This window comes from Micromonospora sp. NBC_01796, assembly GCF_035917455.1.
In the GTDB taxonomy this organism is placed as follows: domain Bacteria; phylum Actinomycetota; class Actinomycetes; order Mycobacteriales; family Micromonosporaceae; genus Micromonospora_G.
On record NZ_CP109078.1, the window covers coordinates 1,189,837 to 1,213,369 of the forward strand.

29 protein-coding genes are annotated in these 23,533 nt (G+C 70.3%); 10 read left to right on the forward strand and 19 right to left on the reverse strand.

What is annotated here, in order from left to right; translation table 11 throughout:
* Positions 1 to 20: 20 nt before the first annotated feature.
* The gene (locus tag OIE47_RS05460; RefSeq protein WP_326560397.1) at positions 21 to 1,130 is read left to right on the forward strand and encodes an NAD(P)/FAD-dependent oxidoreductase; all 1,110 of its coding nucleotides are present in this window, start codon (positions 21 to 23) and stop codon (positions 1,128 to 1,130) included.
* Between the two features lie 48 nt (positions 1,131 to 1,178).
* Here OIE47_RS05460 and OIE47_RS05465 read toward each other — a convergent pair whose 3' ends face one another.
* From OIE47_RS05465 to OIE47_RS05490, 6 genes are all read right to left on the reverse strand, one after another.
* Positions 1,179 to 1,409, reverse strand: coding sequence for a hypothetical protein (locus OIE47_RS05465; RefSeq protein WP_326560398.1), 231 nt, complete (start codon positions 1,407 to 1,409; stop codon positions 1,179 to 1,181).
* Positions 1,406 to 1,606, reverse strand: coding sequence for a hypothetical protein (locus OIE47_RS05470; RefSeq protein WP_326560399.1), 201 nt, complete (start codon positions 1,604 to 1,606; stop codon positions 1,406 to 1,408). The genes OIE47_RS05465 and OIE47_RS05470 overlap by 4 nt, the downstream gene beginning before the upstream one ends.
* Positions 1,603 to 1,878 (reverse strand): hypothetical protein, encoded by a 276-nt coding sequence (locus tag OIE47_RS05475; RefSeq protein WP_326560400.1) that lies wholly within the window; start codon positions 1,876 to 1,878, stop codon positions 1,603 to 1,605. Before OIE47_RS05475 ends, OIE47_RS05470 begins: the two co-directional genes overlap by 4 nt.
* A gap of 139 nt (positions 1,879 to 2,017) precedes the next feature.
* Positions 2,018 to 2,248, reverse strand: coding sequence for a hypothetical protein (locus OIE47_RS05480; RefSeq protein ID WP_326560401.1), 231 nt, complete (start codon positions 2,246 to 2,248; stop codon positions 2,018 to 2,020).
* Positions 2,249 to 2,413: 165 nt separating this feature from the next.
* Entirely contained in the window at positions 2,414 to 3,580 is a 1,167-nt protein-coding gene (locus tag OIE47_RS05485) for a helix-turn-helix domain-containing protein (protein ID WP_326560402.1), read from the reverse strand.
* A gap of 373 nt (positions 3,581 to 3,953) precedes the next feature.
* The gene (locus tag OIE47_RS05490) at positions 3,954 to 4,529 is read right to left on the reverse strand and encodes a hypothetical protein (protein WP_326560403.1); all 576 of its coding nucleotides are present in this window, start codon (positions 4,527 to 4,529) and stop codon (positions 3,954 to 3,956) included.
* A 50-nt stretch (positions 4,530 to 4,579) separates the two neighbouring features.
* Here OIE47_RS05490 and OIE47_RS05495 point away from each other — a divergent pair, with 50 nt between their 5' ends.
* The 3 genes from OIE47_RS05495 to OIE47_RS05505 all read left to right on the forward strand — a co-directional run bounded on the left by OIE47_RS05495 (position 4,580) and on the right by OIE47_RS05505 (position 7,880).
* Complete coding sequence (locus tag OIE47_RS05495) at positions 4,580 to 4,732, forward strand: hypothetical protein (RefSeq protein ID WP_326560404.1); 153 nt, start codon at positions 4,580 to 4,582, stop codon at positions 4,730 to 4,732.
* A 380-nt stretch (positions 4,733 to 5,112) separates the two neighbouring features.
* The gene (locus OIE47_RS05500) at positions 5,113 to 6,633 is read left to right on the forward strand and encodes a YifB family Mg chelatase-like AAA ATPase (protein ID WP_326560405.1); all 1,521 of its coding nucleotides are present in this window, start codon (positions 5,113 to 5,115) and stop codon (positions 6,631 to 6,633) included.
* On the forward strand, positions 6,630 to 7,880 hold the full coding sequence (locus tag OIE47_RS05505; protein WP_326560406.1) for a DNA-processing protein DprA: 1,251 nt from the start codon (positions 6,630 to 6,632) through the stop codon (positions 7,878 to 7,880). Before OIE47_RS05500 ends, OIE47_RS05505 begins: the two co-directional genes overlap by 4 nt.
* A gap of 58 nt (positions 7,881 to 7,938) precedes the next feature.
* Here OIE47_RS05505 and OIE47_RS05510 read toward each other — a convergent pair whose 3' ends face one another.
* Both OIE47_RS05510 and OIE47_RS05515 read right to left on the reverse strand, forming a co-directional pair.
* Complete coding sequence (locus tag OIE47_RS05510; protein ID WP_442792053.1) at positions 7,939 to 9,645, reverse strand: cellulose-binding domain-containing protein; 1,707 nt, start codon at positions 9,643 to 9,645, stop codon at positions 7,939 to 7,941.
* Between the two features lie 272 nt (positions 9,646 to 9,917).
* Positions 9,918 to 10,349 (reverse strand): VOC family protein, encoded by a 432-nt coding sequence (locus OIE47_RS05515; RefSeq protein WP_326560408.1) that lies wholly within the window; start codon positions 10,347 to 10,349, stop codon positions 9,918 to 9,920.
* Between the two features lie 116 nt (positions 10,350 to 10,465).
* Between OIE47_RS05515 and OIE47_RS05520 the strand changes: the two genes are divergently transcribed.
* From OIE47_RS05520 to OIE47_RS05535, 4 genes are all read left to right on the forward strand, one after another.
* Positions 10,466 to 11,500, forward strand: a complete 1,035-nt coding sequence (locus tag OIE47_RS05520) for a helix-turn-helix transcriptional regulator (RefSeq protein ID WP_326560409.1) — start codon at positions 10,466 to 10,468, stop codon at positions 11,498 to 11,500.
* Positions 11,501 to 11,546: 46 nt separating this feature from the next.
* A complete protein-coding gene (locus OIE47_RS05525) occupies positions 11,547 to 12,311 on the forward strand; it encodes a hypothetical protein (protein ID WP_326560410.1) in 765 nt (254 codons plus the stop codon).
* A 116-nt stretch (positions 12,312 to 12,427) separates the two neighbouring features.
* Positions 12,428 to 13,369 (forward strand): tyrosine recombinase XerC, encoded by a 942-nt coding sequence (locus OIE47_RS05530; RefSeq protein ID WP_326560411.1) that lies wholly within the window; start codon positions 12,428 to 12,430, stop codon positions 13,367 to 13,369.
* Positions 13,370 to 13,482: 113 nt separating this feature from the next.
* Positions 13,483 to 14,673 carry an aminotransferase class V-fold PLP-dependent enzyme gene (locus OIE47_RS05535; protein WP_326560412.1) on the forward strand — a complete coding sequence of 397 codons (1,191 nt, stop codon included), beginning with the start codon at positions 13,483 to 13,485 and terminating at the stop codon, positions 14,671 to 14,673.
* Here OIE47_RS05535 and OIE47_RS05540 read toward each other — a convergent pair.
* On the reverse strand, positions 14,591 to 15,229 hold the full coding sequence (locus OIE47_RS05540) for a murein hydrolase activator EnvC family protein (protein ID WP_326560413.1): 639 nt from the start codon (positions 15,227 to 15,229) through the stop codon (positions 14,591 to 14,593). The two genes, OIE47_RS05535 and OIE47_RS05540, sit on opposite strands and share 83 nt — an antisense overlap.
* 249 nt (positions 15,230 to 15,478) lie before the next feature.
* Here OIE47_RS05540 and OIE47_RS05545 point away from each other — a divergent pair, with 249 nt between their 5' ends.
* Positions 15,479 to 16,084 carry a hypothetical protein gene (locus OIE47_RS05545; RefSeq protein ID WP_326560414.1) on the forward strand — a complete coding sequence of 202 codons (606 nt, stop codon included), beginning with the start codon at positions 15,479 to 15,481 and terminating at the stop codon, positions 16,082 to 16,084.
* A 117-nt stretch (positions 16,085 to 16,201) separates the two neighbouring features.
* Positions 16,202 to 17,323, forward strand: a complete 1,122-nt coding sequence (locus OIE47_RS05550) for a sulfite oxidase (protein WP_326560415.1) — start codon at positions 16,202 to 16,204, stop codon at positions 17,321 to 17,323.
* Positions 17,324 to 17,395: 72 nt separating this feature from the next.
* Here the strand turns inward: OIE47_RS05550 and OIE47_RS05555 are convergent, their stop codons facing one another.
* The 10 genes from OIE47_RS05555 to rpsP all read right to left on the reverse strand — a co-directional run bounded on the left by OIE47_RS05555 (position 17,396) and on the right by rpsP (position 23,422).
* On the reverse strand, positions 17,396 to 17,719 hold the full coding sequence (locus OIE47_RS05555; RefSeq protein ID WP_121158970.1) for a DUF2469 domain-containing protein: 324 nt from the start codon (positions 17,717 to 17,719) through the stop codon (positions 17,396 to 17,398).
* On the reverse strand, positions 17,716 to 18,528 hold the full coding sequence (locus tag OIE47_RS05560; protein ID WP_326560416.1) for a ribonuclease HII: 813 nt from the start codon (positions 18,526 to 18,528) through the stop codon (positions 17,716 to 17,718). Before OIE47_RS05560 ends, OIE47_RS05555 begins: the two co-directional genes overlap by 4 nt.
* Positions 18,528 to 18,998: an NUDIX hydrolase gene (locus tag OIE47_RS05565; RefSeq protein ID WP_326560417.1), complete on the reverse strand. Its 471-nt coding sequence runs from the start codon at positions 18,996 to 18,998 to the stop codon at positions 18,528 to 18,530. Before OIE47_RS05565 ends, OIE47_RS05560 begins: the two co-directional genes overlap by 1 nt.
* 84 nt (positions 18,999 to 19,082) lie before the next feature.
* Complete coding sequence (gene lepB / locus OIE47_RS05570) at positions 19,083 to 19,739, reverse strand: signal peptidase I (RefSeq protein WP_326560418.1); 657 nt, start codon at positions 19,737 to 19,739, stop codon at positions 19,083 to 19,085.
* Positions 19,736 to 20,548, reverse strand: a complete 813-nt coding sequence (gene lepB / locus OIE47_RS05575; RefSeq protein ID WP_442792134.1) for a signal peptidase I — start codon at positions 20,546 to 20,548, stop codon at positions 19,736 to 19,738. Before lepB (OIE47_RS05575) ends, lepB (OIE47_RS05570) begins: the two co-directional genes overlap by 4 nt.
* A gap of 264 nt (positions 20,549 to 20,812) precedes the next feature.
* Positions 20,813 to 21,169 (reverse strand): 50S ribosomal protein L19, encoded by a 357-nt coding sequence (gene rplS, locus OIE47_RS05580; protein ID WP_326560420.1) that lies wholly within the window; start codon positions 21,167 to 21,169, stop codon positions 20,813 to 20,815.
* Between the two features lie 122 nt (positions 21,170 to 21,291).
* Complete coding sequence (gene trmD, locus OIE47_RS05585) at positions 21,292 to 22,068, reverse strand: tRNA (guanosine(37)-N1)-methyltransferase TrmD (RefSeq protein ID WP_326560421.1); 777 nt, start codon at positions 22,066 to 22,068, stop codon at positions 21,292 to 21,294.
* Positions 22,069 to 22,123: 55 nt separating this feature from the next.
* A complete protein-coding gene (rimM, locus tag OIE47_RS05590; protein WP_326560422.1) occupies positions 22,124 to 22,699 on the reverse strand; it encodes a ribosome maturation factor RimM in 576 nt (191 codons plus the stop codon).
* Entirely contained in the window at positions 22,699 to 22,959 is a 261-nt protein-coding gene (locus OIE47_RS05595; RefSeq protein WP_326560423.1) for an RNA-binding protein, read from the reverse strand. The genes rimM and OIE47_RS05595 overlap by 1 nt, the downstream gene beginning before the upstream one ends.
* Positions 22,934 to 23,422 (reverse strand): 30S ribosomal protein S16, encoded by a 489-nt coding sequence (gene rpsP, locus OIE47_RS05600; RefSeq protein ID WP_326560424.1) that lies wholly within the window; start codon positions 23,420 to 23,422, stop codon positions 22,934 to 22,936. The genes OIE47_RS05595 and rpsP overlap by 26 nt, the downstream gene beginning before the upstream one ends.
* Positions 23,423 to 23,533 lie beyond the last annotated feature (111 nt).

The following is a 23,533-nucleotide window of genomic DNA, read 5'->3' on the forward strand; positions in this document are numbered from 1 at the left end:
AAACCTGGAGCTACGAGCAAATGACTGAGACATCCCGGCCGCGTCCGAGCGTGGCCGTCATCGGCGGCGGATACGCCGGATTCAAGGTCGCCAAGGCACTCGACGACGTCGCCGACGTGACCCTCGTCGACCCCTCCGACGCCTTCCTGCACAACGTGGCCGCATGGCGCGCACTGGTCGAGCCGGAGTGGGTGGAGCGGATCTTCCTCCCGTACAGCCGGCTCCTGCACCACGGACGGTTCGTGCGCGACCGGGCCGCGGCGGTCGAGGGCCGGCAGGTCACGCTCGCCGGAGGCGGGCGTCTGGAGCCGGACTACCTGATCCTGGCCACCGGCTCGTCCTACCCGTTCCCCGCCAAGAGCGACGAGACGGAGAGCGCGACCGCGCAGGCCAAGTTCCGCGACGCCCACCAGGAGCTGCGCGGCGCACAGCGGGTGCTGCTGGTCGGCGCCGGGCCGTCCGGCCTGGAACTCGCCGGGGAGATCAAGTCGTCCTTCCCGGAGAAGCAGGTCACCCTGGTCGACTCCGGACCGGACATCCTCCCCGGCCGGTTCGACCAGGCGCTCCGCGACGAACTGCGGGCCCAGCTCGACAAGCTCGGCGTCGAACTCAAGCTCGGCAGCCGGCTGAACGCACTGCCCGACATCGCCCCGGCCACCGCCGGACCGGTGTCGATCACCACGGTCGACGGTGAGGAACTGACCGCCGACGTCTGGTACCGCTGCTTCGGCGTCGGCCTGCAGACCGACTACCTGCATGGCGCGCTCGCCGAGGCCCGCAACGAGCAGGGGTACGTCCGGGTAGACGACCAACTCCGGGTCACCGGTCAGGACCGGGTGTTCGCCATCGGCGACATCTCCGACGCCGACGCCAACATGGCGGGCATGGCCACCCGGCAGGCCGAGCTGGTCGCCGCGAACCTGCGCACGCTGATCACCGGTGAGGGTGAGATCACCACGTACGAGCAGGCCGGGGTCATGATCGCGGTTCCGCTCGGCCCGGAGGGCGGTGCCGGACAGCTCCCCTGGATCGAGGGCATCGCCGGTGCCGAGGCGATCTCCGGCATCAAGGGCCGCGCCATGCTGGTCGAGATGTACAGCTCTCAGTTCGACGCTCCCGAGCGGGTCTGACGTCATCCGGCCCGGCGACGTACGCAACGTCGCCGGGCCGAGTCTCCGCTACAGCAGGTGGATCCGTTCGGTGCCGCCGTCCGGGTGCTGCACGCTGAGGCTGCCGCCGCCGCGCTCCATCAGGTCCAGGACCAGGTGGTAGACGACCAGGGCCCGGTTGATCGTGTCCGTCTTCGTGTCCCTGGTTCGCGCGCACGCCGCGTCCAGTGCGTCGAACGCGCGCGGGACGAGGTTGACGGTCACCTTGACCAGCGCGGGCCGCTCAAACTCGTTGGTCACGGCCGGGCGGCGAGCAGCAGGATCGGCACGACGGACACCGCCTTACCGCCGGCCCGCTGGTCGAGCGCCCACGCGAGCTGCGGGCACCCCTCGTCCGTGCACTGCGGACACCGGCGCTCACCGGTGTGACCGGCGATGCTCTGACCCGCCGCGAACCAGATCGCGGCCGGGGTGAGCGGTTCGTCCTGCCGGCTCATCTCGCCTCCCGCCCAGCCACAGCCCGTTCCACCGCCGCCAGGGCGACGTACTCGGCAAGGCACGGCGGGTGTCCGGGCTGACACTCGGGCTTGTGGGCGGACACCCACACCTCGGCGTGCTCGCCACGTTCGCCGACCCACCGGGTGTAAAGCCGCCCGTCCATGTGCACCAGACGGATGCATCGTGGTGTGGCCGCCAGTACGCCAAAGCGGGCGTACCACTCCCCCGGCTCCAGAGCGACGACCAGATCCCGCAGGTCCGCCTCGGTCACCACTCGCCCGGTACCGCGACGAGCGCCCGCGCCCGGGCGAGGTCAGGGCATCCGTCCTCCGTGCACCGCTCGCACGTACCTTCCCGGTGCCGCGCGACAATCCGCAGCGCATCCCGGATCATCTGCTCCGCCTCGCTGCTCACAGCGACCACCGCCCGCCGTTGCCGCGTGCCGGCCGTGTTCCGCTGCCGGACCGGCGAGCGCCGCCGAACGCTGCCGCCCCAACCAGCAGAGCCGAACGCCGGTCGGCCACGACGACCCGCTCGACCGGGACCGGTGACGGCGCGGGATCGGGCTGCGCCTGCTCGACCGGTGCCCGGTCAGGTTCGTGGTCGAGGAACCATTTCCGTCGAGTGCTGTTGATCGCCATCGCACACCTCCGTCATCTGGGGGCGCGCGCCGGACCGGACACGGGAGATCGGGCCCGGCGCACGCCGTGGAGGCGACGGCGGCCGTACCGGCGTTGATCGGGTCCGGATCGCCGCGCCCGCGACAGAACGTAGGGCGAAAATCACGGATAGCTGATTGCGTCCAGCTATCGGACCAGTTGGTCACCCAATCCGACCGCCACAGCGGCGCGCCGCAACGGCTTGCTGATCGCATTCTTCCGCGTCCGGCGCGTGATCACCGCGATGGTGTCCCGGACCGTGGGGCTCAGACGCACGTACTGCGGAGCGATGGCCTCGGCGCGCAGAAACATCGCGACGGCCTCGTCATCCCGCCTCCTGCTCGCCAACGCCTGGGTGAGATCCAGGTAGAAGGGCGCCTGACGTATGGCGAGTGGGATTCGCTCCGGCGTGACCGACGCCGCGTGCTCGATCGCAGGTCCCGTTTCTCCAAGCTCCAGAAGTACGGCCAGGCGCCAGATGTCGACATTGGTGGGGCCGAACGCAAAGCGTGCAAGCCCAAGTTCGTCCGGCTCGCCCAGCGAGTCGGCAACGTCCTGGGCCTCCCGCAGGTGATCCATCGCATCCGCTGCCTTGCGGTCGACGGCCGCCCGAAGCGAGGCGTAGAGATGCAGCATCCCGTACGCCTGGCGTACCTCGGGGTTGCCGATCTGCGGCTGGATGGCGTCGGCGGTCAACTGGGCTCGTTGCTCCGGCACCCTGGGAAGCTCGGGCGGCATGCTCAGGATCCGGATGAATTCGGCGGCGCCAATCCAGGCCGGGTCTCCCAGGTTCTGTGCCTCCAACACCGCCAGGCGGGCGGCGTCGCGGCCCAGGTCTGGATAGCCGAGGTGCTTGAGGGTGAACACCGCCACGTGGCTCACCTGGATCAGGTCCGGGCCGGTCAGGCCACCGAGCAGGGAGGGAAGCATGGGGGCGGCAGTCGCGAAGTCATACGCGCCGCCCGCCGCCATCAGCTCCGCGACGCTGCCCACCGGGGGGCGCAGTTCGCCCACCTCGCGCATGATCAGTGCCTCGCGGATCATCGGCACACTCGCCGCGGTCTGCGCCCGCGCTGGGCCGAGCGGGTCTCCGGGCTGGCCGGTCAGTTCGGCGACCGATACGCCAAGCGCGCCTGCGAGCGCGACAAGAGTGGCCCGGCGGTCGACGGGTCGCAGGCCGCGTTCGATGTGGCTGAGATACGGCTGGCTCATACCGGCCAAGCCGGCGAGCGCGCGTTGGGTCTTGCCCCGGCGCTTCCGCCAGTAGGCCACCTGCTCGCCTATGAACAGTTCATCGCCGATGGTCGCCGGCATGCTTGTTCCTCCCGCGAGGTACTCCCGATCGACGCCCGTACACGGGATCGCCCATGAGATCGACGGTACGCGCCGTGACTATCGGCTGCTACCGCCGAGGCGTCGCGACACGACGACGAGGGCCGGTGGATGCACACCACCGGCTCTCGCCCGTATCCACGTCTGGGTCCTTCCAGCGCAAGGAATCGGAGGCTTCTCCTTGGAAGATGCCGGAGCAGCGCCGGCCCAGGTGGCTGTGCTGGCGCCTAGCGTCGGGCGTACCGCCCAACGTCGTCGACGCCGCCACCTGCTAAACGACGAAAGGCGCCACCCACGCGTTATCTGTGAGATAAGGGCGCCCAGCATTGATCATAGAGTCGTCGACGACCCGGCATTATGTTGCATTCGATGTCAATATCTCCGAACGAGACACGCCCTCTGCAAGCAACACTGACTGCCTGCGTTTGAGGGTGCGATAAGAGACACGCACATAGTCGGTGAAATCCGGCGGGCAATCAACAACTGCAAAGATATCAGGCGAATCGCCCTTCCAGCCCTCAAGGACCACATCATAACTTGTCACGTGAGCACAGAATTGCGATACACACTCTGGCATCTCTTCGTCAAGAAGAAGGTCACCCTTAGTCATGATCAACTCGAAGGCCCTCTTGTTTGCAGGTTGGAAGATTGTCGTCATCCAACACCGCCACGCCGAAACTTGCTCGGCAGACAGCACTTCTTGCTGTTCCTTCTGCTGACGGATATCGCCGTACCTGCTTCGGAATGCCTCGAATGAGATTCGTGTTGAATCAGTAAGCGCGAAGGCCGGGCCGTAGAGTTCACCAAGTTGACGATTGATTCTGGTAAGGCGGTCGTTGCGCTCCTGTAGTCGGCGGCTATGGAAGTAGGTGAATAGGAATCCGAGCCCTGCAACAACCAGCGTTGTCGCCGCCGTGATCGCTACCGTCACTTTTCCCTCACCAAGTCGCGGCCCTCATCATATTTAGTCCATGTGCCGTGATGCCTTTGCAAGCCGGCGTGGGCATGATCCTGCCGGATTCCCACGGCGAGAAACCGCCGTACTGGGTGCTCGGCATCACCCGCGACTACCGAACCGTGTTCCTACCCGAACACGGGTTCACGGTCTACACCCGGCCCGGTTCCGCACCGTGACCCCTACCGGTACGGCCCGGACGGGCGGATCGACCCCACACCCACCACCCGGTAAGGGTAGGCGTTCTTAGTTTAGGAGGTCTCTCCCGCAAGACGGTTATGTCCGTCAGTGGAGCCTCCATAGCAGAACGAGGGCATGATCGTCCGGCCGTCCACAGGGCCCTTCGTCGTCCACAGGACGCCTTGAACGGGCTGCTGATGACCGCCCGGATCGGTCACCGTCCTGCCATGACATCCGTTCGACCAGCGGCACTCCCTCGCCCCGGATCCCTGCCCGCCGCCACACCACCCACGCAACCCTCGTCCCGCATACGTTGCATGTCAGTCCAGCGCGTCGGCGTAGGTCCCCATCCGTCCAAGGCCGAGTCCGGCGGGTCGCGGTGAGTTACGCGAAGGTGCTCTGTGTCGGCCTGGTCGGGGTGACCGGACATGTGGTCGAGGTCGAGGCCGACCTCGCCCCCGGACTGCCCGCCGTGGTCCTGTCCGGACTGCCCGACACCGCGCTCAACGAAGCCCGTGACCGCGTACGCGCCGCGATCGTCAACTCCGGGCAGCACTGGCCCAACCGCCGGATCACCGTCAACCTGCTCCCCGCCACCCTGCCCAAACACGGCTCCGGCTTCGACTTGGCAATTGCCGCAGCCCTGCTCGGCGGCTCCGGTGAACTGCCGCTCGCGCCACTGGAGGACGTGGTCATCCTCGGCGAACTGGGGCTGGACGGGACCGTCCGGCCGATCCGGGGCGTCCTGCCGATGGTCGCGGCGGCGGCCCGTGCGGGGATCAGCCGGGTGGTCGTACCGGTCGGGAACGCCGCCGAGGCCGCGGTCGTACCGGGGGTACGGGTACGCGCGGTGGACAACCTGCACCGGCTCGTCGCGTACGTGCGGGACGGGGCCGCGCTGCTCGAACCGCCGCCTCGGCAGGCGGCACCACCCGCGCAGGGACCGGACCTGTCCGAGGTCGCCGGTCAGGGGCTGGGTCGGCGGGCGGTCGAGGTTGCCGCAGCGGGTGGGCATCACCTGGCGCTGCTCGGGCCGCCCGGTGCCGGCAAGACGATGCTCGCCGAGCGGCTCCCGTCGATCCTGCCCGAACTGGACGACGACACCGCCCTGGAGGTCACCGCGCTGCATTCCATCGCCGGCATCCTGCCGTCCGGCGGAGACCTCGTACGACGACCACCGTTCCAGGCTCCTCATCACACCGCGACCGTGCCCGCGATCGTCGGGGGCGGATCGGGGCTGGCTCGCCCCGGAGCCGTGTCGTTGGCCCACCGGGGGATTCTGTTCCTGGACGAGGCGGCGGAGTTCCAGTCGCGGGCGCTCGATGCGCTGCGGCAACCGCTGGAACACGGTCGGGTGGTGATCAACCGGGCCAGGGGTGGCACGGAGTATCCGGCCAGGGTGCAGCTCGTACTCGCCTCGAATCCTTGCCCGTGTGCGAAACCGGCCGGGGACACCCACTGCGAGTGCACCCCGCTGGCCCGTCGCCGGTACCTGTCCCGGATCTCCGGGCCGCTGCTGGACCGGATCGACGTGCAGGTGGAGCTGAGCCCGCTGCGGGCGGCGGAGCTGATGGACAGCGGCGAGTCGAACGAGTCGTCCGCCGAGGTGGCGGCTCGGGTCGCGGCGGCGCGGACGGTGGCGACCGCCCGGTGGGCCAAGCTCGGCTGGAAGGTCAACGCGGACGTGCCCGGTCCGTACCTGCGGCAGGCTCGCTGGCGGTTGCCGGCGGCGACCACCTACGGGCTGCGCCGGCGCCTGGACCAGGGATCCCTTTCCGCCCGGGGCTTCGACCGGATCATCCGGATGGCCTGGACCATCTCCGACCTCGACGGCCGGGACCGGCCGAACGCCGACGACGTCAACGAGGCAACCCATCTGCGTACCAGGGAGGCATCATGAGCAACCCGCACCGGGCCACCGCAGCGGAGCCGATCCGCCCGGCCCCGGATTCGCCGGACGAACTGGCCGAGATCAGGCTGGCTCGGGTCGCCCTGACCTGGCTCGCCGAACCGGGGACCTGGTCGGTCTACCGGCTGACGAACGAGTACGGGCCGGTCGACGCGCTGGACCGGCTACTCGCCGGTGACGTACCGGATCGGCGGCTGCGTACGGCGGTCGCGGCTCGGCTGGCGGCGGGCAACCCGCGCGAGGTGGCCGCCGCCGCGATCGCGCACACCGAACGGCTCGGCGCCCGCATAGTCGTACCGGAGGACGGCGAGTGGCCGTCGCAGGTGCGTGACCTGGAACGGCTGTCTCTGCCCGGCGCCGACCGCAAAATCGACCAGGAAACCGCACCACCCCTCGCCATCTGGGTACGCGGACAGTGGCCGCTGGCCGAGACCCTGGACCGGGCGGTCGCCGTGGTGGGTGCCCGAGCCGCGAGCCCGTACGGCGGCTACGTCGCCACCGAACTCGGCTACGGACTGGCCGACCGGGGATGGACGGTGGTCTCCGGTGGGGCGCACGGCATCGACGCCGCCGCGCACCGGGGCGCGTTGAACGCCGGCGGGCTGACGGTGGCCGTACTCGCGTGTGGGGTGGATCGGCCGTATCCGGTGGGCAACAGCTCGCTGTTCGACCGGATAGTGGAGAGCGGTCTGCTGATCAGCGAGTGGATGCCGGGTGCCGAGCCGCTGCGTCACCGGTTCCTGATCCGCAACCGGCTGATCGCCGCCGCCACCGCCGGGACGGTGCTGGTCGAGGCGGCAGCCCGCAGTGGTGCCACCCAGACGTTGCGCCGGGCGCTCGCCATCAACCGCCCCGCGATGGTCGTCCCCGGGCCGGTGACCTCGGCGATGTCGGTGGGCGCCCACGAACTGCTCCGCGAACATCCGCGCACCCGGCTGGTCACCGGGCTGCCACACGTACTCGAAGAGGTCGGTCGGATCGGTGCGGACCTGGCGCCGCTCGCCCGCGCGCCCCGGCAGCCGCGCGACCTGCTGGACGAGGAATCGGCCCTGGTCCTGGAGGCACTCCCCCGGCGCGGCACTCTCGGCCCGGACGAGTTGGCCGCCCGAGCGGGCCTGGACGTACGCCACACGCTGCGCAAACTTGCCCTGCTCGAAGACCTCGACCTGATCGTCCGCCGCGACGGCGGGTACGCCATCGCCGCCCCGTCATCGCGCCCGACCACCATCGCCCCCTGAACCGGGCCGGGCCCGCGACGGAGAGTTCCGCCACGGGCCCGGCATCGGTGCGGTTTCGTCAGTTCGGGGCGTGTACCGAGTTGGCGGCGTAGTCCCTGGTGGCACCGCGTACATACAACTGGGTTGACTGGTTGCCGGAGAAGTACTGCTGGATCGAGCCGGCGAACGGCGTGCTGGAGGCGTTGCGTCCGTACGCGTCGGTGTAGACCGTGGTCGGTCCGGTGTTCTGCACAGTGAAGGTGCCCGGCCGGAACTCCCGGAGGGTGCCCTTGAACGGTGAGCGCGGATCGTCCCAGGCGACCTGCTGCCCGGTCTGCTGGGTGACCTGGCGGGCCTGGTTGCAGTAGTCACCACCCGCGAGGTTGGTGTAGCACAGGTCCACGATCCGGCCCATCCGGTTCGGCAGGGCTGGGTCGTAGTAGCGCGACGGGTTGACCACGTAGAACAGCGGGGCGAGGCGGAAGTTCAGCCCGGAACCGGTCACCTGGACGTCGGAAAACCAGAAGTCGTCCATGTCGGACACGGTGAACGGCACCGGGTTCGGGTAGAGCGGGTCGTAGTGGGTACGGCCCTCCCGGATCGCCTGCACGCAGCCCGGCTCGGTGATGAGCCGGCCCAGCGACCGGGTCTCCGACGGTGAGTCCGCGGGCACCGCAGGGCCGACGTTGATGAACTGGCCGCCGAAGCCCGGACATTCGCTGGGGCTGAATCCTCCGGCCCGGCCGAGCGGGATCAGCGCGCTGTACCGGGCCTCGGTGACCTGGCCGTTGGACTGCGAGCAGCGCTGGTTGAGGAGCAGTTCGTGGACGTTGTTGGTGAACGCGTCCGGCGAGTGGGTGCCCTGGTGGAACTTGAGCAGGACGTCGCAGGTCGCGATCGTGGGGCCCGACGGCGGGAAGAAGCTGCTGCCGTTGTCGCCCTGGATGACGTTGACGTTGTTGACCGACAGCACCTTGTGCCCGACGTGGTCCTCGTGCCGGTGGCTGTGCTCCGGCATGGCGTCCATCATCACTTCGCTGGTGTAGCCGAAGGCGGGCCACCGGGCGGTGCTGTACAGGTCCGAGTTGCGCGGGTCGTCACCGTGTTCGTGGCCGAAGTTGCAGCCGCTGGGATCCCGACTCGGGTGCCAGGTCGGGTAGACCTTCCCGTCGGGTCCGTACGTCCAGTAGCGGGCGTGGAGTTCGACCGAGCACTCCCCCGACCTCGGCTGGTATCCCTTGTCGTTGGCGGTGGCGATCAGGGTGTAGGCGCGACTGGTCGGCGCGCTGGCCGGTGGGAGCGCGGTGCCCCAGGTCGGGTTGCCGGGCGGCGCCGAGGTCGGCGGTGGCGTCGGCCCCGAGGTCGGCGGCGTGGTCGGGGGCTGGGTCGGCGGCCCGGTGGTGGGGTTGGGCCCCGGCGAGCCGGTGCAGGTGGTGCCGTTCACGGCGAAGCCGGTCGACGCGGGATTGCTGCCGGTCCAGGATCCGTTGAAGCCGAACGAGACGCTGGCACCGGTGGCGATGCTCCCGTTGTAGCTGACGTTGCGGGCGGTGACCTGGGTGCCGGATTGCGTCACGGTGGCGTTCCAGGCCTGGGTGACCCGTTGGCCGGCGGCGTAGCTCCAGGTCAGCGTCCAGGAGCTGACCGGGTCACCGACATTGGTGACGGTCACCGTCGCGGTGAAGCCGCCCTGCCATTGCGAACCGACCGTGTACGTGACGCCGCAGCCGGGGGCTGCCACCGCAGGCGCGGCGACGGTGACCGCCAGTGCACTGGCGGTCACCACGACTGCCACGGTCACGGCTGACCACAGCCGGGATCGGGGGCGATGTAGGCGCATGCTGGTCCTCCGAGCGATGGTGGGTGAATCGACGGGGACACGGCGCTCCGGCATGCGGCGGTGTCGGACGGCGAAACCGGGGTGCCTGCTCGGGTCGAGCGGGGCCGCATCGGTCAACGGTGCGGCCGGGAGGAACACCCGGAGGAGTGGCGACAGGTCACCATCGATTGATTTCCATCTATGCTACTGCTCGGGTCGGGCCTGTCAACGAGCGCCGGTCAGCCCTTGGTGGCGGCCAGGACCTCCAGGTAGTGCGGGTTGTACATGACGCCGAGGACGTTGCCGAACGGGTCGACCACCGAGGCGGTGATGAAACCCGAGGGGCGGTCGACGCGGGGCTCGTACTCCTTGGCCCCCATGGAGATCAGCCGCTCCAGGGCGACCGTCACGTCGTCCACGTGCCAGAACAGGACCGCGCCGCCGGGCTCGGTCGACCCGCCACCGGGCCGGTAGCGGCCGTCGATCAGGCCCAGCTCGTGCTGGTAGTCGCCAAGCCGGAACTCCCGGTATCCGGGCTTGCCGTCCGGACCGGGGAACTCGAAGTACGGCTCGATGCCGAGCAGTTCGGCGTACCACCGGGTTGCCGCGTCCAGGTCGTCGGCGAAGTAGGTGACGGTGGCCATGCCGCGCAGGATCGGGGTGCCGCTCATGACGAATCCTCCAGAGTTGATCGTTTTCGCTGGTCAGTGCGTTTTCGTGGCGCTACACCGGACGCTACCGGCCATTGCGGAACCTCCCGTTCCTCAATGCCTGACAGACTTCGGGAATGTTGGAAACCTCGGTCCGGCTCCTGCGGTTGCTGACCCTGTTGCAGACCCGGCGTACCTGGTCAGGTGCGGATCTGGCGACCCGGCTGGATGTCACCACCCGGACCGTCCGCAACGACGTCGAGCGGCTGCGCCAGCTCGGCTACCAGGTGCACTCCTCGACCGGCGTCACCGGCGGCTACCAACTCGGTGCCGGCACCGCACTGCCGCCGCTGCTACTGGACGACGACGAGGCCATCGCGGTTGCCGTCGGGCTGCGCGCCGCCGCGGGTGGCACGGTCGCCGGGATCGAGGACCCCTCGCTGCGGGCCCTGACCAAGCTCGAACAGACCCTCCCGACCCGGCTGCGTCACCGGATCGACGCGCTGCGCTCGGCCACCGAATCCGCGGCGGGTGGCGGGCCGACGGTGGACGTCGACACCCTCACCGTCATCGCCGGTGCCGTACGCGACCACGAGCTGCTGCGCTTCGACTACCTAGACCGAGACGGCCAGACCAGCACCCGCCGGGCCGAACCCCACCGACTCGTCTACACCGGACGCCGCTGGTACCTCGTGGCCTGGGACACCGACCGGCAGGACTGGCGTACGTTCCGCGCCGACCGCATCAGCCCCAGGCTGCCGAACGGGCCGCGCTTCACCCCTCGGGAACCCCCCGAAGGCGGGGCCGCCGACCACGTCATGCGCGGCCTGCGCTCACTGGCCTGGAAATACCGGGCCCGGGTACGCCTGCACGTCCCCGCCGAGGTCATCGCCGAACGGATGCCCCCGGAGGCCGGACTCCTGACCGTGGTCGACGAGCGGAACTGCCTGCTGGAGACCGGCTCCGACCTCCTGCACGACCTCGCCGGATTCCTCGGCCACCTCGACGTCCCCTTCACCGTGCTCGACCCGCCCGAACTCCGCGACCACCTGCGTACGCTCGCCGACCGCTACTCGGCCGCCGCCGCAGAGTCGCAAGTGGACCGACGGGATGCCGGTCGGGGCGGCAGCGCTCCCACTCCCCGTGACATCCGCGACATCGATGGGGCGTAGCCTTCCGCACGGCTCAGCGCAAAGTCGCCCAAACGGAGGGTTTTTCATGGCTCTGGTACGACGCGCGTCCGTTCTGGACAACGCCGGGCAATTGGTGGTGACGGCGGTCGGACGCGTTGCCGCCGCCCAGGCCGACACCACCACGTCCACGCCGGCCAACGGCGACGCATCGGCCGCCACCGGCACCCCTGATCCGGGTCAGCCGGCCGGCGGCAACGGCGAGGCGCCCGCAGCGGAGGCCGCCTCGGCCACGTCCCAGCAGGCCGGGTTCGGTGCCGTACTCGCGGCGTTCGCGACCATCGGTGCCGGTGGTTACGGCGCGTGGCAGATCTGGTCCAGCGGCGGGGCCGCCGCCATCATCCAACCCCCGGACACCACCGCGGTCTTCGGTACGTTGCTCGTCTTCGCCGCCGCCGTCGAGCGGGTGCTGGAGCCGTTCTCCCGGTGGTTCCCGGGTCGGCGTACCGAGGCCGCGCTCGAACAGACGATCGTGGCGCTGGCGAACCGGACCAGCAACCCGACCCACGCCGACCTGGTCGCGGTGGCACAGGCGAAGGCGCGGGTCGAACGGGCCAGGGGCAACCGGACCATCGTCGCCTGGGGCATCGCGACCGCGCTGGCCACGGTGGCCTCCAGCGCCGGCGGTTTCTACGTCCTGCACGCGGTCGCCGGCCCGGAGTGGAACGGGCTGCCGGTCTGGGTCGACGCGATCGTCACCGGTGTCATGGTCGGCAGCGGCACCAAGCCGGTGCACGACCTGATCAGCCGGGTCCAGGGCGCCAAGGAACAGGCCCAGAACCCGACCGCCTGACGGATCCGCTTCCCGGTGGGCCGGACCGGAGGAACTCTGGTCCGGCCCACCCCATCCCGAAGGTTCCCGGCGAGCCGGCTTGACTCCGGTGGGCGTACGGCCGACGGTCACGGGTGATGAGCCGTGAGACCCGCAGTACCCGAGCGACGCACGAGCGTCTGCCGCGGCCGATGCGTGACGCGGTGGACGACTTCGCCCGGCACCTGTCCAAGGTGGAGAACCGGTCCACCCACACCGTCCGGGCCTACGTGGCGGACATCGTCTCGCTACTCGACCACGCCGTCCGGCTCGGCGGCGGTACCCCCGCCGACCTGGATCTCGCCGCCCTGCGGAGTTGGCTGGCGAAGGTCCGTACCCTCGGTGCCGCCCGTACGACACTGGCGCGGCGGGCCGCGTCGGCGCGTACGTTCAGCGGGTGGGCGCACCGTACCGGCAGGATCGCCACCGATGTCGGTGCGGCGCTGGCCAGCCCGAAGGCGCACCGGGAGCTGCCGAGCGTGCTCCGGGCCGACCAGGCGACCACGCTCGTCCTGGCCCCCGGTGACGAGGCGTCCCCGGTGCTGCTGCGGGACCGGGCCGTGCTCGAACTGCTCTACGGCACCGGGGTACGCGTCAGCGAACTGTGCGGGCTGGACCTCGGCGACGTCGACCACGCCCGACGGGTCGTACGGGTGCTCGGCAAGGGCAACAAGGAACGTTCGGTCCCGTACGGCGTACCGGCGCAGCAGGCGCTCGACGGCTGGCTCCGGCTGGGGCGTCCGGCGCTGGCCGGGCCGGAGAGCGGGGACGCCCTGCTGCTCGGGCAACGGGGCGCGCGGCTCCTGCCGACAATCGCCCGTCGGCTGGTCGCCAACTACGCGACGGCGGCCGGGCTGCCCCGTACCAGCCCGCACGGGCTGCGCCACTCCGCCGCCACCCACCTGCTCGAAGGCGGCGCCGACCTGCGTGCCGTACAGGAGATGCTGGGACACGCCTCCCTGTCCAGCACCCAGATCTACACCCACGTCTCCGCCGAACGCCTCCGCGCCGCCTACCGCCAAGCCCACCCCCGCGCCTGACCCCGCACGCAAGCTCAGCCACTGATACAGAGAATGAGTCGCTATCGGCGCGCGGATAACCACGCATTCTCTGTATTGGTGGCGACCACTGGGGCGAAGACTAGGATGATCACGTGAGCGACGCAGCGTCACTGCCGCCCGAACCGATTCCCGGGGCCCGCCTGCTCTTCTCGCTCGACCCCGCGATCACCCACCTCAACCATGGCTCCTTCGGCACCGTGCCGATCGTGGTCCAGCGCGCCCAGCAGCGGTTGCGCGACGAGACCGAGTCGAACCCGCAGCGGTTCTACACCCGTGGGCTGACCGACAGGATCGCCCACGCCCGCCGGTACCTGGCCACCTTCCTCGGCGCCTACCCGGAGGGCACGGCACTGGTCGGCAACGCCACCACCGGGGTCGCGGTGGTGTTGCAGTCGCTGGGTCTGGAGCCGGGTGACGAGGTGGTCAGCACCGACCACGGGTACGGCGCGGTCGCCTGGTCGGTCGAGCGGGAGTGCCGGCGTACGGGCGCGGTGGCCCGAACCCTGACCGTGCCGCTGGCCGCGACGGACGAGGAACTCGTCGAGATCATCCGGTCGGGTCTGCGGCCGGGGCGGACCAAGCTGCTGATCGTGGACCAGATCACCTCGCCCACCGCCCGTCTCTTCCCGGTCGCCGCGATCGTCTCGGTGGCCCGCGAACTCGGCATCCCGGTGCTGGTCGACGCCGCGCACGTGCCCGGCATGCTCCCGGTGGAGGTGGACCGGATCGGGGCCGACTTCTGGGTCGGCAACCTGCACAAGTGGGCGTACGCCCCACGCGGCACCGCCGCGTTGGTGGTGTCCCCACGGTGGCGGGCACGGATCGAACCGCTGGTCGTCTCCTGGGAGCAGGAGAACGGGTTCCCGCTCAACGTCGAGTACCAGGCGACGCTGGACTACTCCGCCTGGTTGGCCGCCCCGGTGGGTGTGTTCGCCCTGCGGAGCCTCGGTGTGGACCGGGTCAGGGCGTACAACGCCGGGCTGGCCGCGTACGGGCAGCGGGTTGTGGGTGCGGCGCTCGGTCTGGGACCGGCCGTCCTGCCGGACCCCGGCGGACCGACGATGTCCATGCGTCTGGTTCCGTTGCCGGACGGTGTCGGCGCCACCCTGCCCGATGCGATCGCCCTGCGGCAGCTGGTCGCGGACACCCTCGCCACCGATGTTTTCCTCGCTCCGTGGAACGGTCGGGGGTGGTTGCGGCTCAGCGCCCAGGTCTACAACCGGGCCGAGGAGTACGACCGTCTCGCCGAGGCCCTGCCCGGTCTGCTCGCCGCCGCGCGCTGAGCCGGCGAGCCCTCGGTCCGGCCCTCGGGCGGCGGTCGAGCACCGGCAGCAGCCGGACCCGGGCCAGGCCGAGCAGGGCGAGCGGGTCGAGGTACTGCTCGCCCCGGCGCAGGCCCCAGTGCAGGCAGGCCGGTGCGGGACAGCCGGGGTGGCCGGGAAGCAGGGTGCCGAGCGGATCCGAGGCGGCGAGCCGGTCACCGGTCTGCACCGACGGCTCGACCGGTTGGTAGGTGGTCCGCAGGCCGTCGGCGTGGGTGATGCTCACCAGTGGCGTGCCGGCGACCCGTCCGGCGAAGAGCACCACGCCGGCACCGGCCGCGCGGACCGGCGAGCCCGCGTTTCCCTCGAGGTCCACCCCACGATGCCCGGACTGCCACGGCAGCGGCGGCGGGTCGAACCGCCGGACCACCCGGGGTACGCCGGCCAGCGGCCACCGCCAGGCCGACCCGACCGGCACCCCTTCCGCCGCCGACGGGACCGGCGGTACGGCCGTCACCAGCGTTGCTGCCAGCGACAGCACCAGCAGGGCCAGGGCGGGGCGACGGTACGTCCTCATGGCCGGCAGCGTGCCCGGCGACCCCGACCGGCGCAACGGGTACGGGCCGGACCTGTGGACAACCGGACCGGCTGTGGAAAACGCCCGCCGAGCGGGTTGATCTGCTATGTGTCACCAACCACGGTGGAGGGTCGATCGAAGGTCGGGACTTTGGTCCTGCCGCAGTGGGGTGTTCCGGCCCGCGCGGTGGGGTGGCGGCGCGGGAGATGGTGAGGGTGTCAAAAAGAGCTCCTAGCAGCGGAGGCAACGATGACCACCATCAACAGCGGCGGCAAGGCTTCGGCGGCGATCCCGGCGCACGCCCTGGAACAGGCCCTCTCGCCGGGCCACATGCTCACCACCACCGCCGCCCGCGCCTTGGCGGTGCTCCGGATCAGCACCGGGTTCGTCTTCCTGTGGGCGTTCCTGGACAAGACCTTCGGCCTGGCGTACTCGACCCCCACCGAGCGGGCCTGGATCAACGGTGGCTCGCCCACCAAGGGCTTCCTCTCCAACGTCGAGGTCGGGCCGATCCAGTCGATCGCCCACTCGATCGCCGGGACCTGGTGGGCCGACACGCTGTTCATGGCCGGGATGGCGGCCGTCGGCATCGCCCTGATCGCCGGGATCGGTCTGCGGGTGGCCGCCGGCTCCGGCGCGCTGATCATGGCGATGATGTGGCTGGCCGAGTTCCCCCTCGCCAGGTTCACCAGCGCCGGTGAGCCGTCGGGGTCGACCAACCCGATCACCGACTACCACCTGATCTACGCCGTGGTCCTGGTTGTCCTCGCCGCCGCGTACGCCGGTCACACCTGGGGCCTCGGGCGGATCTGGGCCCGCCTGCCCTTTGTCCAGCGCAACCGCTGGATGCTCTGACCCGGCACCCGGGACACGTACGGATGACCGCCCCTGCTGAGTCAGACCCGACGGAACCTAGTCTTGGTCCGGTGCGCCCGCCCACAAACGCGGGCCCCGGACCGGGAAGGCCTACTGATGACCAGGGTGAACGAGGTGAGCGGCCCACCACGGCTGGCTGAGCCGGGCGAGGGGATCAGCGCCGAGGAACTGCAACTGGCCGCCCGCAACCACGGGCTCCCGCTGGAGGCGCTGCGGTACGACGTGACACCGGTCGGTCTGCACTACCTGCTCACCCACTATGACATTCCGGACACCAGTCCGGAGACCCACACGCTCACCATCGACGGTCTGGTGGACCAGCCCCTGATCCTCGACCTGGCCGAACTGAAGCGCCGCCCCCGGGTGACCCACCGGGTCACGATGGAGTGCGCCGGCAACGGGCGCGCACTGCTGGAGCCCCGCCCGGTGAGCCAACCCTGGCTGGTCGAGGCGGTCGGCACCTCGGAGTGGACCGGCACCCCGCTGGCACCGCTGCTGCGTGAGGCCGGGCTGGCGGCGGACGCGGTGGACGTACTCTTCACCGGCGCCGATCACGGCGTGGAGCGCGGGGTGGAGCAGGACTACCAGCGCTCCCTCCCGGTGCCCGAGGCTCTGCGCGAGGACGTGCTGCTGGCGTACGAGATGAACGGTGCCCCGCTGCTGCCGCAGCACGGCTCCCCGCTGCGCCTGATCGTGCCGGGGTGGTACGGCATGGCACACGTGAAGTGGCTGCACCGGATCGAAGTGCTCGACCGGGAGTTCGACGGGTACCAGAACGCGGTCGCCTACCGGGTACACCAGGACGCCGACGATCCGGGCGTGCCGGTGTCCTGGATCGAGCCGAGGGCGTTGGTCCAGCCGCCCGGCTTCCCCGACTTCATGTCCCGGTCCCGCGCGCTGCGCCCCGGTACGGTCCCGCTGACCGGTCGGGCCTGGTCCGGCCACGCCCCGGTGACGAGCGTCGAGGTGACCGTCGACGGCGGCCTCACCTGGTCCCCGGCCACCCTGGAGGCGCCCGCCACCGGTACGGGGAGCACCCGCTGGGCCTGGGTCCGCTGGCGGTACGACTGGGACGCCGCCCCCGGCCGGTACACCCTGAGCGCTCGGGCTACCGACGCCTCGGGGCGTACGCAGCCGGTGGAGCAGCCGTGGAATCGGGGCGGGTTCGCCAACAACCTGGTGCAGCGGGTCGAGGTCGTCGTCGTCCTCGACGAGTGAGCGGTTCGGGGGTCGGCCCGCCCTGCGACCGGCCCCCGCCGTCAGCTCGCTGCCGTGCTCAGCTCAGTCAGCTCAGTTGCCGAAGCCGGAATCCGCTGGAAGGGAGATCTCCGGCTTTTCCAGCTCTTCGACGTTTACGTCCTTGAACGTCATGACCCGGACATTCTTCACGAAGCGCGCAGGTCGGTACATGTCCCAGACCCACGCGTCGTGCATCTCCACCTCGAAGTAGACCTCGCCGTCCGAGTTCCGCACGTGCAGGTCGACCTGATTGGCAAGATAGAACCGGCGCTCGGTCTCGACCACGTAGGAGAACTGGCGGACGATATCGCGGTACTCCCGGTAGAGCTGCAGTTCCATCTCGGTCTCGTACTTCTCGAGATCTTCCGCGCTCATCGCACTCCGCCTTCCATGGCCACATCTTCCCCCACCGACGCTGGCGGCCGAGGCTGCTCCCCCAACGCCACGCCGACGGTACCCCCTGGCGGGGTCGTCCGCTTCCTCGACTCATCCCCACCCACCCGCACCGGGCGCCGGGACCGTGGTGGGCGCCCGGCCCGACCCGAGATCGACGCCACGTTCACGTACGAGAAGCGATGCTCCTCGCACGGGCCGTGACGCTCCAGCGCGGCCGTGTGCTCCGGCGTGATGTAGCCCTTGTGCTCGGCGAACCCGTATCCGGGATACCGGCCGTCCAGCTCCACCATGATCCGGTCCCGGGTGACCTTGGCCAGCACGCTCGCGGCGGCGACACAGGCCGCGACCTGGTCACCCTTCCACACGGCGAGCCCCGGCACACCGAGGCCGTCCACCCCGAACCCGTCGGTGAGGACGTACTCCGGTCGGGTGGACAGCGACGCCAGCGCCCGGCGCATCGCCGCCAGGTTGCAGACGTGCAGCCCGCGCGCGTCGACCTCGTCGGCCGGGATGACCACCACGGCGTACGCCAGGGCCTGGTCGACCACGGCCCGGTAGACGCGTTCGCGGGCGGCCGGGGTGAGCAGCTTCGAGTCGGCCAGCTCGTCGATCTCGCCGCGCCGCCCCTCGGGCAGTACAGCCGCGGCGGCCACCAGCGGGCCCGCACAGGCGCCCCTGCCGGCCTCGTCCGCCCCGGCGACGTGACGGAAGCCCCGCCGCTGCAGGGCGCGCTCCAGCGCGTACAGGCCGCCCTCGCGGCGGACCACGGTGCGCGGCGGGGTCAGCACTACCGCTCACCGCCCAGCAGGCGGCCCAGCAGGGCGGGCAGCTCGGTCGGATAGAACCGGTCGGCGGTGGCCTCGAGCTCGGCCACCGACCACCACCGGTGTTCGTCGATGCTGTCCCGCTCGATCTGGTCGAAACCGGCCGTGTCCACCTCGAAGGCCAGCTCGGCCGGCACCCGGACCAGGAAGAACTCCTGTTCCTGGCGGTACCACCGGCCGCCGAACGGGAACTCGGTGACCTCCTGCCAGACCGGCTCGCCGACCTGGTCCACGCTCAGCCGCAACCCGGTCTCCTCGGCCAGCTCGCGGACCGCGCCGTCGGCCGGGGACTCACCGGGGTCCAGACCGCCACCGGGGGTGAACCAGTAACGGTGGTCCGGCCGCGCCGGATCCCAGCCCCGGAACAGCAGCACCCGGTCGGCGCCGTCGAGCAGCAGCACCCTGGCTGCCCGGCGAGGGGTGAAGACGGTCACCGGCTCAGCCTAGACGCGCCCGGTCCGCCCGAATACGGGCGGCCGGGGCGGAAGACGACGGATCGGGGACCGCACGGTCGGGTGTTACGAATTGGGGACCCCGTCGTACGAGTCCGGCACCGACAGCCACTTGGCCCGGTCCAGCGGCCAGAAGACGGTAAAGGCCCGCCCGACCACGGAGTCCACGGGGATGGTGGCCAGGTTGATGTCCCCGTCGGGGTTGCCGGCCTTGGACTGCTCCCAGTGCTCCAGCGAGTCGCCGGAGGCCGACCGGTGGTCGCCCATCACCCAGAGCCGCCCCTTCGGCACGGTGATGTCGAACTCCTCGTCGGCGGCCGGGTCCCGGACCCCGTTCTCGGTGAAGATGTACGGCTCGTCCAGCGAGTGCCCGTTGATCATCAGCCGGTCCTGCGGGTCGCAGCAGACGATGTGGTCGCCGCCGACGCCGATGACCCGCTTGATGAAGTCCTCGCCGTCGGGGTTGTTGCTCCACTCGAACGGCGCCCGGAAGACCAGGACCTCGCCCCGGTGCGGCTCGCGGAAGTCGTAGACCAGCTTGTTGACGAGCACCCGGTCGTTGATGTCCAGGGTGTGCTGCATCGACGGTGAGGGGATGTAGAAGGTCTGCAGCACGAATGCCCGGACCAGGACCGCGACCAGCACGGCCACGCCCAGCAGGATCGGAAGTTCCCGCCAGAAGGAATTACGCGGCTTCGGCTTGTCGGTCTGCTCGTCAATCACGGGTGGAGCCTACGATGCCGAGCTGGGAGCCAACGCCGGGAACTCGCGGAAATGAACAACGGCCCCAGAATCGGCAGCACGACCGCAAGTCCGGCACCGCCGTCCGATGTGACCGGGGTACGCGTTCCGGCCGGCGCGGCGACGACCTCCGGCAGCTTCTCGAAGGTCTCCGGCACCGACAGCGAGTCCCAGCGGGCGTACGGCCAGACGACCACGAAGGCCCGGCCGATCACGTTGTCGATCGGCACCGGGCCCTGGCACCGGGCGTCCTGGGAGACGAGCCGGTGGTCACCCATCACGAAGAGCTGGCCCGCCGGGACCACCACCTCGTCGAACCGTCGGGAGCGGCACTCCCGGGGGTCGGGCGGGATGTCCAGGGGCGAGTCCTGCAACACGTAGGTCTCGTCGAGCGGGACGTCGTTGACGGTCACCCGGCCCTGCTCGTCACAGCACTTCACCCGGTCGCCGGGAACCCCGACCACCCGCTTGATGAAGTCCTTCTCACCGGGGCGGCTCACCCCGACCAGGTCGCCGACGGTCCGTCCCAGCTTGCCGACAAAACCCGGCTCGGGTTCGTCGCTCTGCTGTGGCGCCCAGCGGTCGGTCCCCCGGAACACGACAACCTCGCCCCGGACCGGGTCACGCATGTCGTAGACGACCTTGTTGACCAGCACCCGATCGCCGATCAGCAGGGTGTCCTCCATGGACCCGGAGGGGATGAAGAACGCCTGGAGCAGGAAACTGCGGATCAGTACGGCAAGGCAGAAGGCGACCACGAGGAGCAGCGGCAATTCCTGCCAGAGCGGCATCTGCTTGCGGGCACGGCGGACCCGTCGGCGCCAGGGCTCGACGTCGTCCTGTTCATCCACGCTACGTACCACGCAACTCCCCGGTCCCGAGATACAGCACTACCGCCCGGTCGAGCCGAAGTCGGCCCCGGGCGGTAGTGCGGACGCGTCCCGACCCACGACAACCGTCGCGGTCGGACGTTGCGCTTCTGCCCGTGCCGGCCAGCGTAGTCCCCGCCGGCCAGGACGGCACGCCCCCACGACCGGGGGCGATGCCGGACCGGGTCAGCTGGACTGCTTCTCGCGCTTCTCCTTGATCTTCGCCTTCTTGCCGCGAAGCTCACGGAGGTAGTAGAGCTTGGCCCGGCGGACGTCACCGCGGGTCACGACCTCGATCCGGTCGAGCGCCGGGCTGTTGATCGGGTAGGTCCGCTCCACGCCGACACCGAAGCTGACCTTGCGGACGGAGAAGGTCTCCTGCAGGCCACCGCCCTGGCGACGGATGACCACGCCCTGGAAGATCTGGACGCGGGAACGGTTGCCCTCGATGACTCGGGCGTGCACCTTGACGGTGTCACCGGCGCGGAAGGCTGGGGTGTCGGTCCGCTGCGACTGGGCGTCAAGGGCGTCCAGGGTGTTCATCGCTGCATCCTCGTAAGGCTCACGGCGCACCGGGGTCGGCGCGCGGATTGGGTGATACTGATCCCCGCACGAACCGGAGATCCTCGTAGCCGCCCGCGGCGCGGGTGACCACGGCAACCCCCCTACTTTGCCATATCGGCGGGCGGCACCTGAAATCCGGCTCCGCGCAGGGTGGCCACGTCACGTTTGTCCAGTTGCTCGGGCGGCAGTACGGCCAGCAGGTCCGGTCGGCGGTCGGCCGTACGGAGCAGGGCCTCGTCGCGCCGCCAGCGGGCGATCCGGCCGTGGTCACCGGAGCGCAGAATCTCCGGTACGTCCTGCTCCCGCCAGCTCGGCGGCTTGGTGTAGACCGGCGCCTCCAGCAGCCCGTGCGCGTGCGACTCCTCGTCCAGGGAGTTCGCGTTGCCGAGGACGCCGGGCAGCAACCGGGTGATCGCCTCCAGCATCACGATCACCGCCACCTCGCCGCCGAAGAGCACGTAGTCGCCGAGCGAGATCTCGGTGACCGGCATCCGGGTCTCGGCGTGTGCCAGCACCCGTTGGTCGATGCCCTCGTACCGGCCACAGGCGAAGATCAGATGCGGTTCGGCGGCCAGCTCGTGGGCGAGCGCCTGGGTGAACGGCACCCCGGCCGGGCTCGGCACCAGCAGTCGCGGCGGGGGCGTGTCACCGGCCGGGACCAGGGCGTCGAGCGCCTCACCCCACGGCTCCGGCCGCATGACCATGCCCGGACCGCCGCCGTACGGTGTGTCGTCGACGGTCCGGTGCACGTCGTGCGTCCAGGTGCGCAGATCGTGTACGCCCAGTTCGAGCACCCCACCCGCCCGCGCCTTGCCGATCAGGGAGAGATCCAGGGGCGAGAAGTACTCGGGGAAGATGGAAACCACGTCGACGCGCATGCCACTCACACTCAGCTCGGGGGACCAACCGGTCGGAACTCGGAAGACCGACCGGTCAGAGGTCGAAGAGGCCAGCGGGAGCGTCGACCACTACCCGGCCGGCGGCCAGGTCCACCTCGGGCACGATCGCCTTGACGAACGGCACCAGCGCGACCCCGCCCTCGGGTCGGCGGAGTACCAGCAGGTCGGCGGCGGGTGCGTGGTCGATCCGGGTCACCTCGCCGAGCGGTTCACCGGTCGGGCTGACCGCGGCGAGGCCGACCAACTGGTGGTCGTTGAACTCGTCCGGGTCGCTCGGCGGGGGCACGTCGGCGCTGTCCACCCAGAGCAGGGTGCCGCGCAGCACCTCGGCGAGATCCCGGTCGTAGAAGCCCTCGAAGAGGACCAGGGGACGGCCCTGGTGCCAGCGGACCGTCTCGACGGTCAGCGACTCCGGCACCCGTACCGGCTCGCCCTGGTCGGTCACCGGTGCCGGGCCGACGGGGACGGGTGCGTTGGCAGGTGCCGTCGGGTCGGCGCGAAACACCGACCCGACAGCGAACCGTGCCTCGGGTTCGTCGGTCCGCACCTCCACGGTGACCTCACCGTGGACACCGTGCGGCCGCCCGATCCGGCCAACGATCAGGAGCATCAGTACGAGTCGACGATGTCGACCCGGACCCCACGGCCACCGATCGAGCCGATGACCTGGCGCAGCGCCTTGGCGGTACGCCCGGACCGGCCGATCACAGTGCCGAGGTCCTCGGGGTGCACCCGTACCTCAAGCCGCTTGCCCCGGCGCGAGTCGACCAGCCGGACGCGAACGTCGTCCGGGTGGTCGACAATGCCCTTGACCAGGTGCTCCAGTGCCGGCCGGATAGCCACGTCAGGCCTGCTCGCCGGAGGCGGCACCAGTCTGCTCCTCGGTCTTCGCCGGCTCCGCGGCCGGAGCGGCCTCGGCGGCGGGCGCAGCCTCGGCCGGAGCGGCCTTGGCGGCCTTCTTGGCCGGCTTGGCAGCCGGCGCGTCGGCAACGCCGGCGGCGGCCTTGGACTCGGCCTCGTAGATCGCGAGCCGGTCGGCCGGGGCGTCCTTCATCAGCAGCGGCGGGGGCGCCGGGAGGCCCTTGAACTGCTGCCAGTCGCCGGTCTTCTCCAGCAGACGCTGGACAGCCTCGCTCGGCTGCGCGCCGACGGACAGCCAGTACTGGACCCGCTCCGACTTGACCTGGATGATCGACGGGTGTTCCTTCGGCTGGTAGATGCCGACGAACTCGATGGCGCGACCGTCCCGCTTGGTACGCGAGTCGGCGACGACGATGCGGTATTGCGGGTTGCGGATCTTACCCATCCGCAGGAGCCGGATCTTTACGGCCACAGTCTGTTCGCTCCTGTTGCGATTCTCACCAGCCCGGAAGGGCGGTGGGCGGGTGAGCGCCAACCGGCACAGTGGGGTTTGGGCCGGAGACAACTCGGTGGACTGGCAACA

Bases quoted from the DNA above. Each gene is read 5' to 3' on its own strand.
- OIE47_RS05540 (WP_326560413.1), bottom strand. From the start codon at position 15,229: ATGAGGACGTACCGTCGCCCCGCCCTGGCCCTGCTGGTGCTGTCGCTG.
- rplS (WP_326560420.1), bottom strand. From the start codon at position 21,169: ATGAACACCCTGGACGCCCTTGACGCCCAGTCGCAGCGGACCGACACC.
- OIE47_RS05520 (WP_326560409.1), top strand. From the start codon at position 10,466: ATGTTGGAAACCTCGGTCCGGCTCCTGCGGTTGCTGACCCTGTTGCAG.
- rimM (WP_326560422.1), bottom strand. From the start codon at position 22,699: ATGCTCCTGATCGTTGGCCGGATCGGGCGGCCGCACGGTGTCCACGGT.
- OIE47_RS05515 (WP_326560408.1), bottom strand. From the start codon at position 10,349: ATGAGCGGCACCCCGATCCTGCGCGGCATGGCCACCGTCACCTACTTC.
- OIE47_RS05485 (WP_326560402.1), bottom strand. From the start codon at position 3,580: ATGCCGGCGACCATCGGCGATGAACTGTTCATAGGCGAGCAGGTGGCC.
- OIE47_RS05505 (WP_326560406.1), top strand. From the start codon at position 6,630: ATGAGCAACCCGCACCGGGCCACCGCAGCGGAGCCGATCCGCCCGGCC.
- OIE47_RS05470 (WP_326560399.1), bottom strand. From the start codon at position 1,606: ATGAGCCGGCAGGACGAACCGCTCACCCCGGCCGCGATCTGGTTCGCG.
- OIE47_RS05525 (WP_326560410.1), top strand. From the start codon at position 11,547: ATGGCTCTGGTACGACGCGCGTCCGTTCTGGACAACGCCGGGCAATTG.
- OIE47_RS05460 (WP_326560397.1), top strand. From the start codon at position 21: ATGACTGAGACATCCCGGCCGCGTCCGAGCGTGGCCGTCATCGGCGGC.
- OIE47_RS05550 (WP_326560415.1), top strand. From the start codon at position 16,202: ATGACCAGGGTGAACGAGGTGAGCGGCCCACCACGGCTGGCTGAGCCG.
- OIE47_RS05480 (WP_326560401.1), bottom strand. From the start codon at position 2,248: ATGGCGATCAACAGCACTCGACGGAAATGGTTCCTCGACCACGAACCT.
- OIE47_RS05545 (WP_326560414.1), top strand. From the start codon at position 15,479: ATGACCACCATCAACAGCGGCGGCAAGGCTTCGGCGGCGATCCCGGCG.
- trmD (WP_326560421.1), bottom strand. From the start codon at position 22,068: ATGCGCGTCGACGTGGTTTCCATCTTCCCCGAGTACTTCTCGCCCCTG.
- lepB (WP_442792134.1), bottom strand. From the start codon at position 20,548: ATGCCGCTCTGGCAGGAATTGCCGCTGCTCCTCGTGGTCGCCTTCTGC.
- OIE47_RS05530 (WP_326560411.1), top strand. From the start codon at position 12,428: ATGAGCCGTGAGACCCGCAGTACCCGAGCGACGCACGAGCGTCTGCCG.
- OIE47_RS05555 (WP_121158970.1), bottom strand. From the start codon at position 17,719: ATGAGCGCGGAAGATCTCGAGAAGTACGAGACCGAGATGGAACTGCAG.
- OIE47_RS05495 (WP_326560404.1), top strand. From the start codon at position 4,580: ATGCCTTTGCAAGCCGGCGTGGGCATGATCCTGCCGGATTCCCACGGC.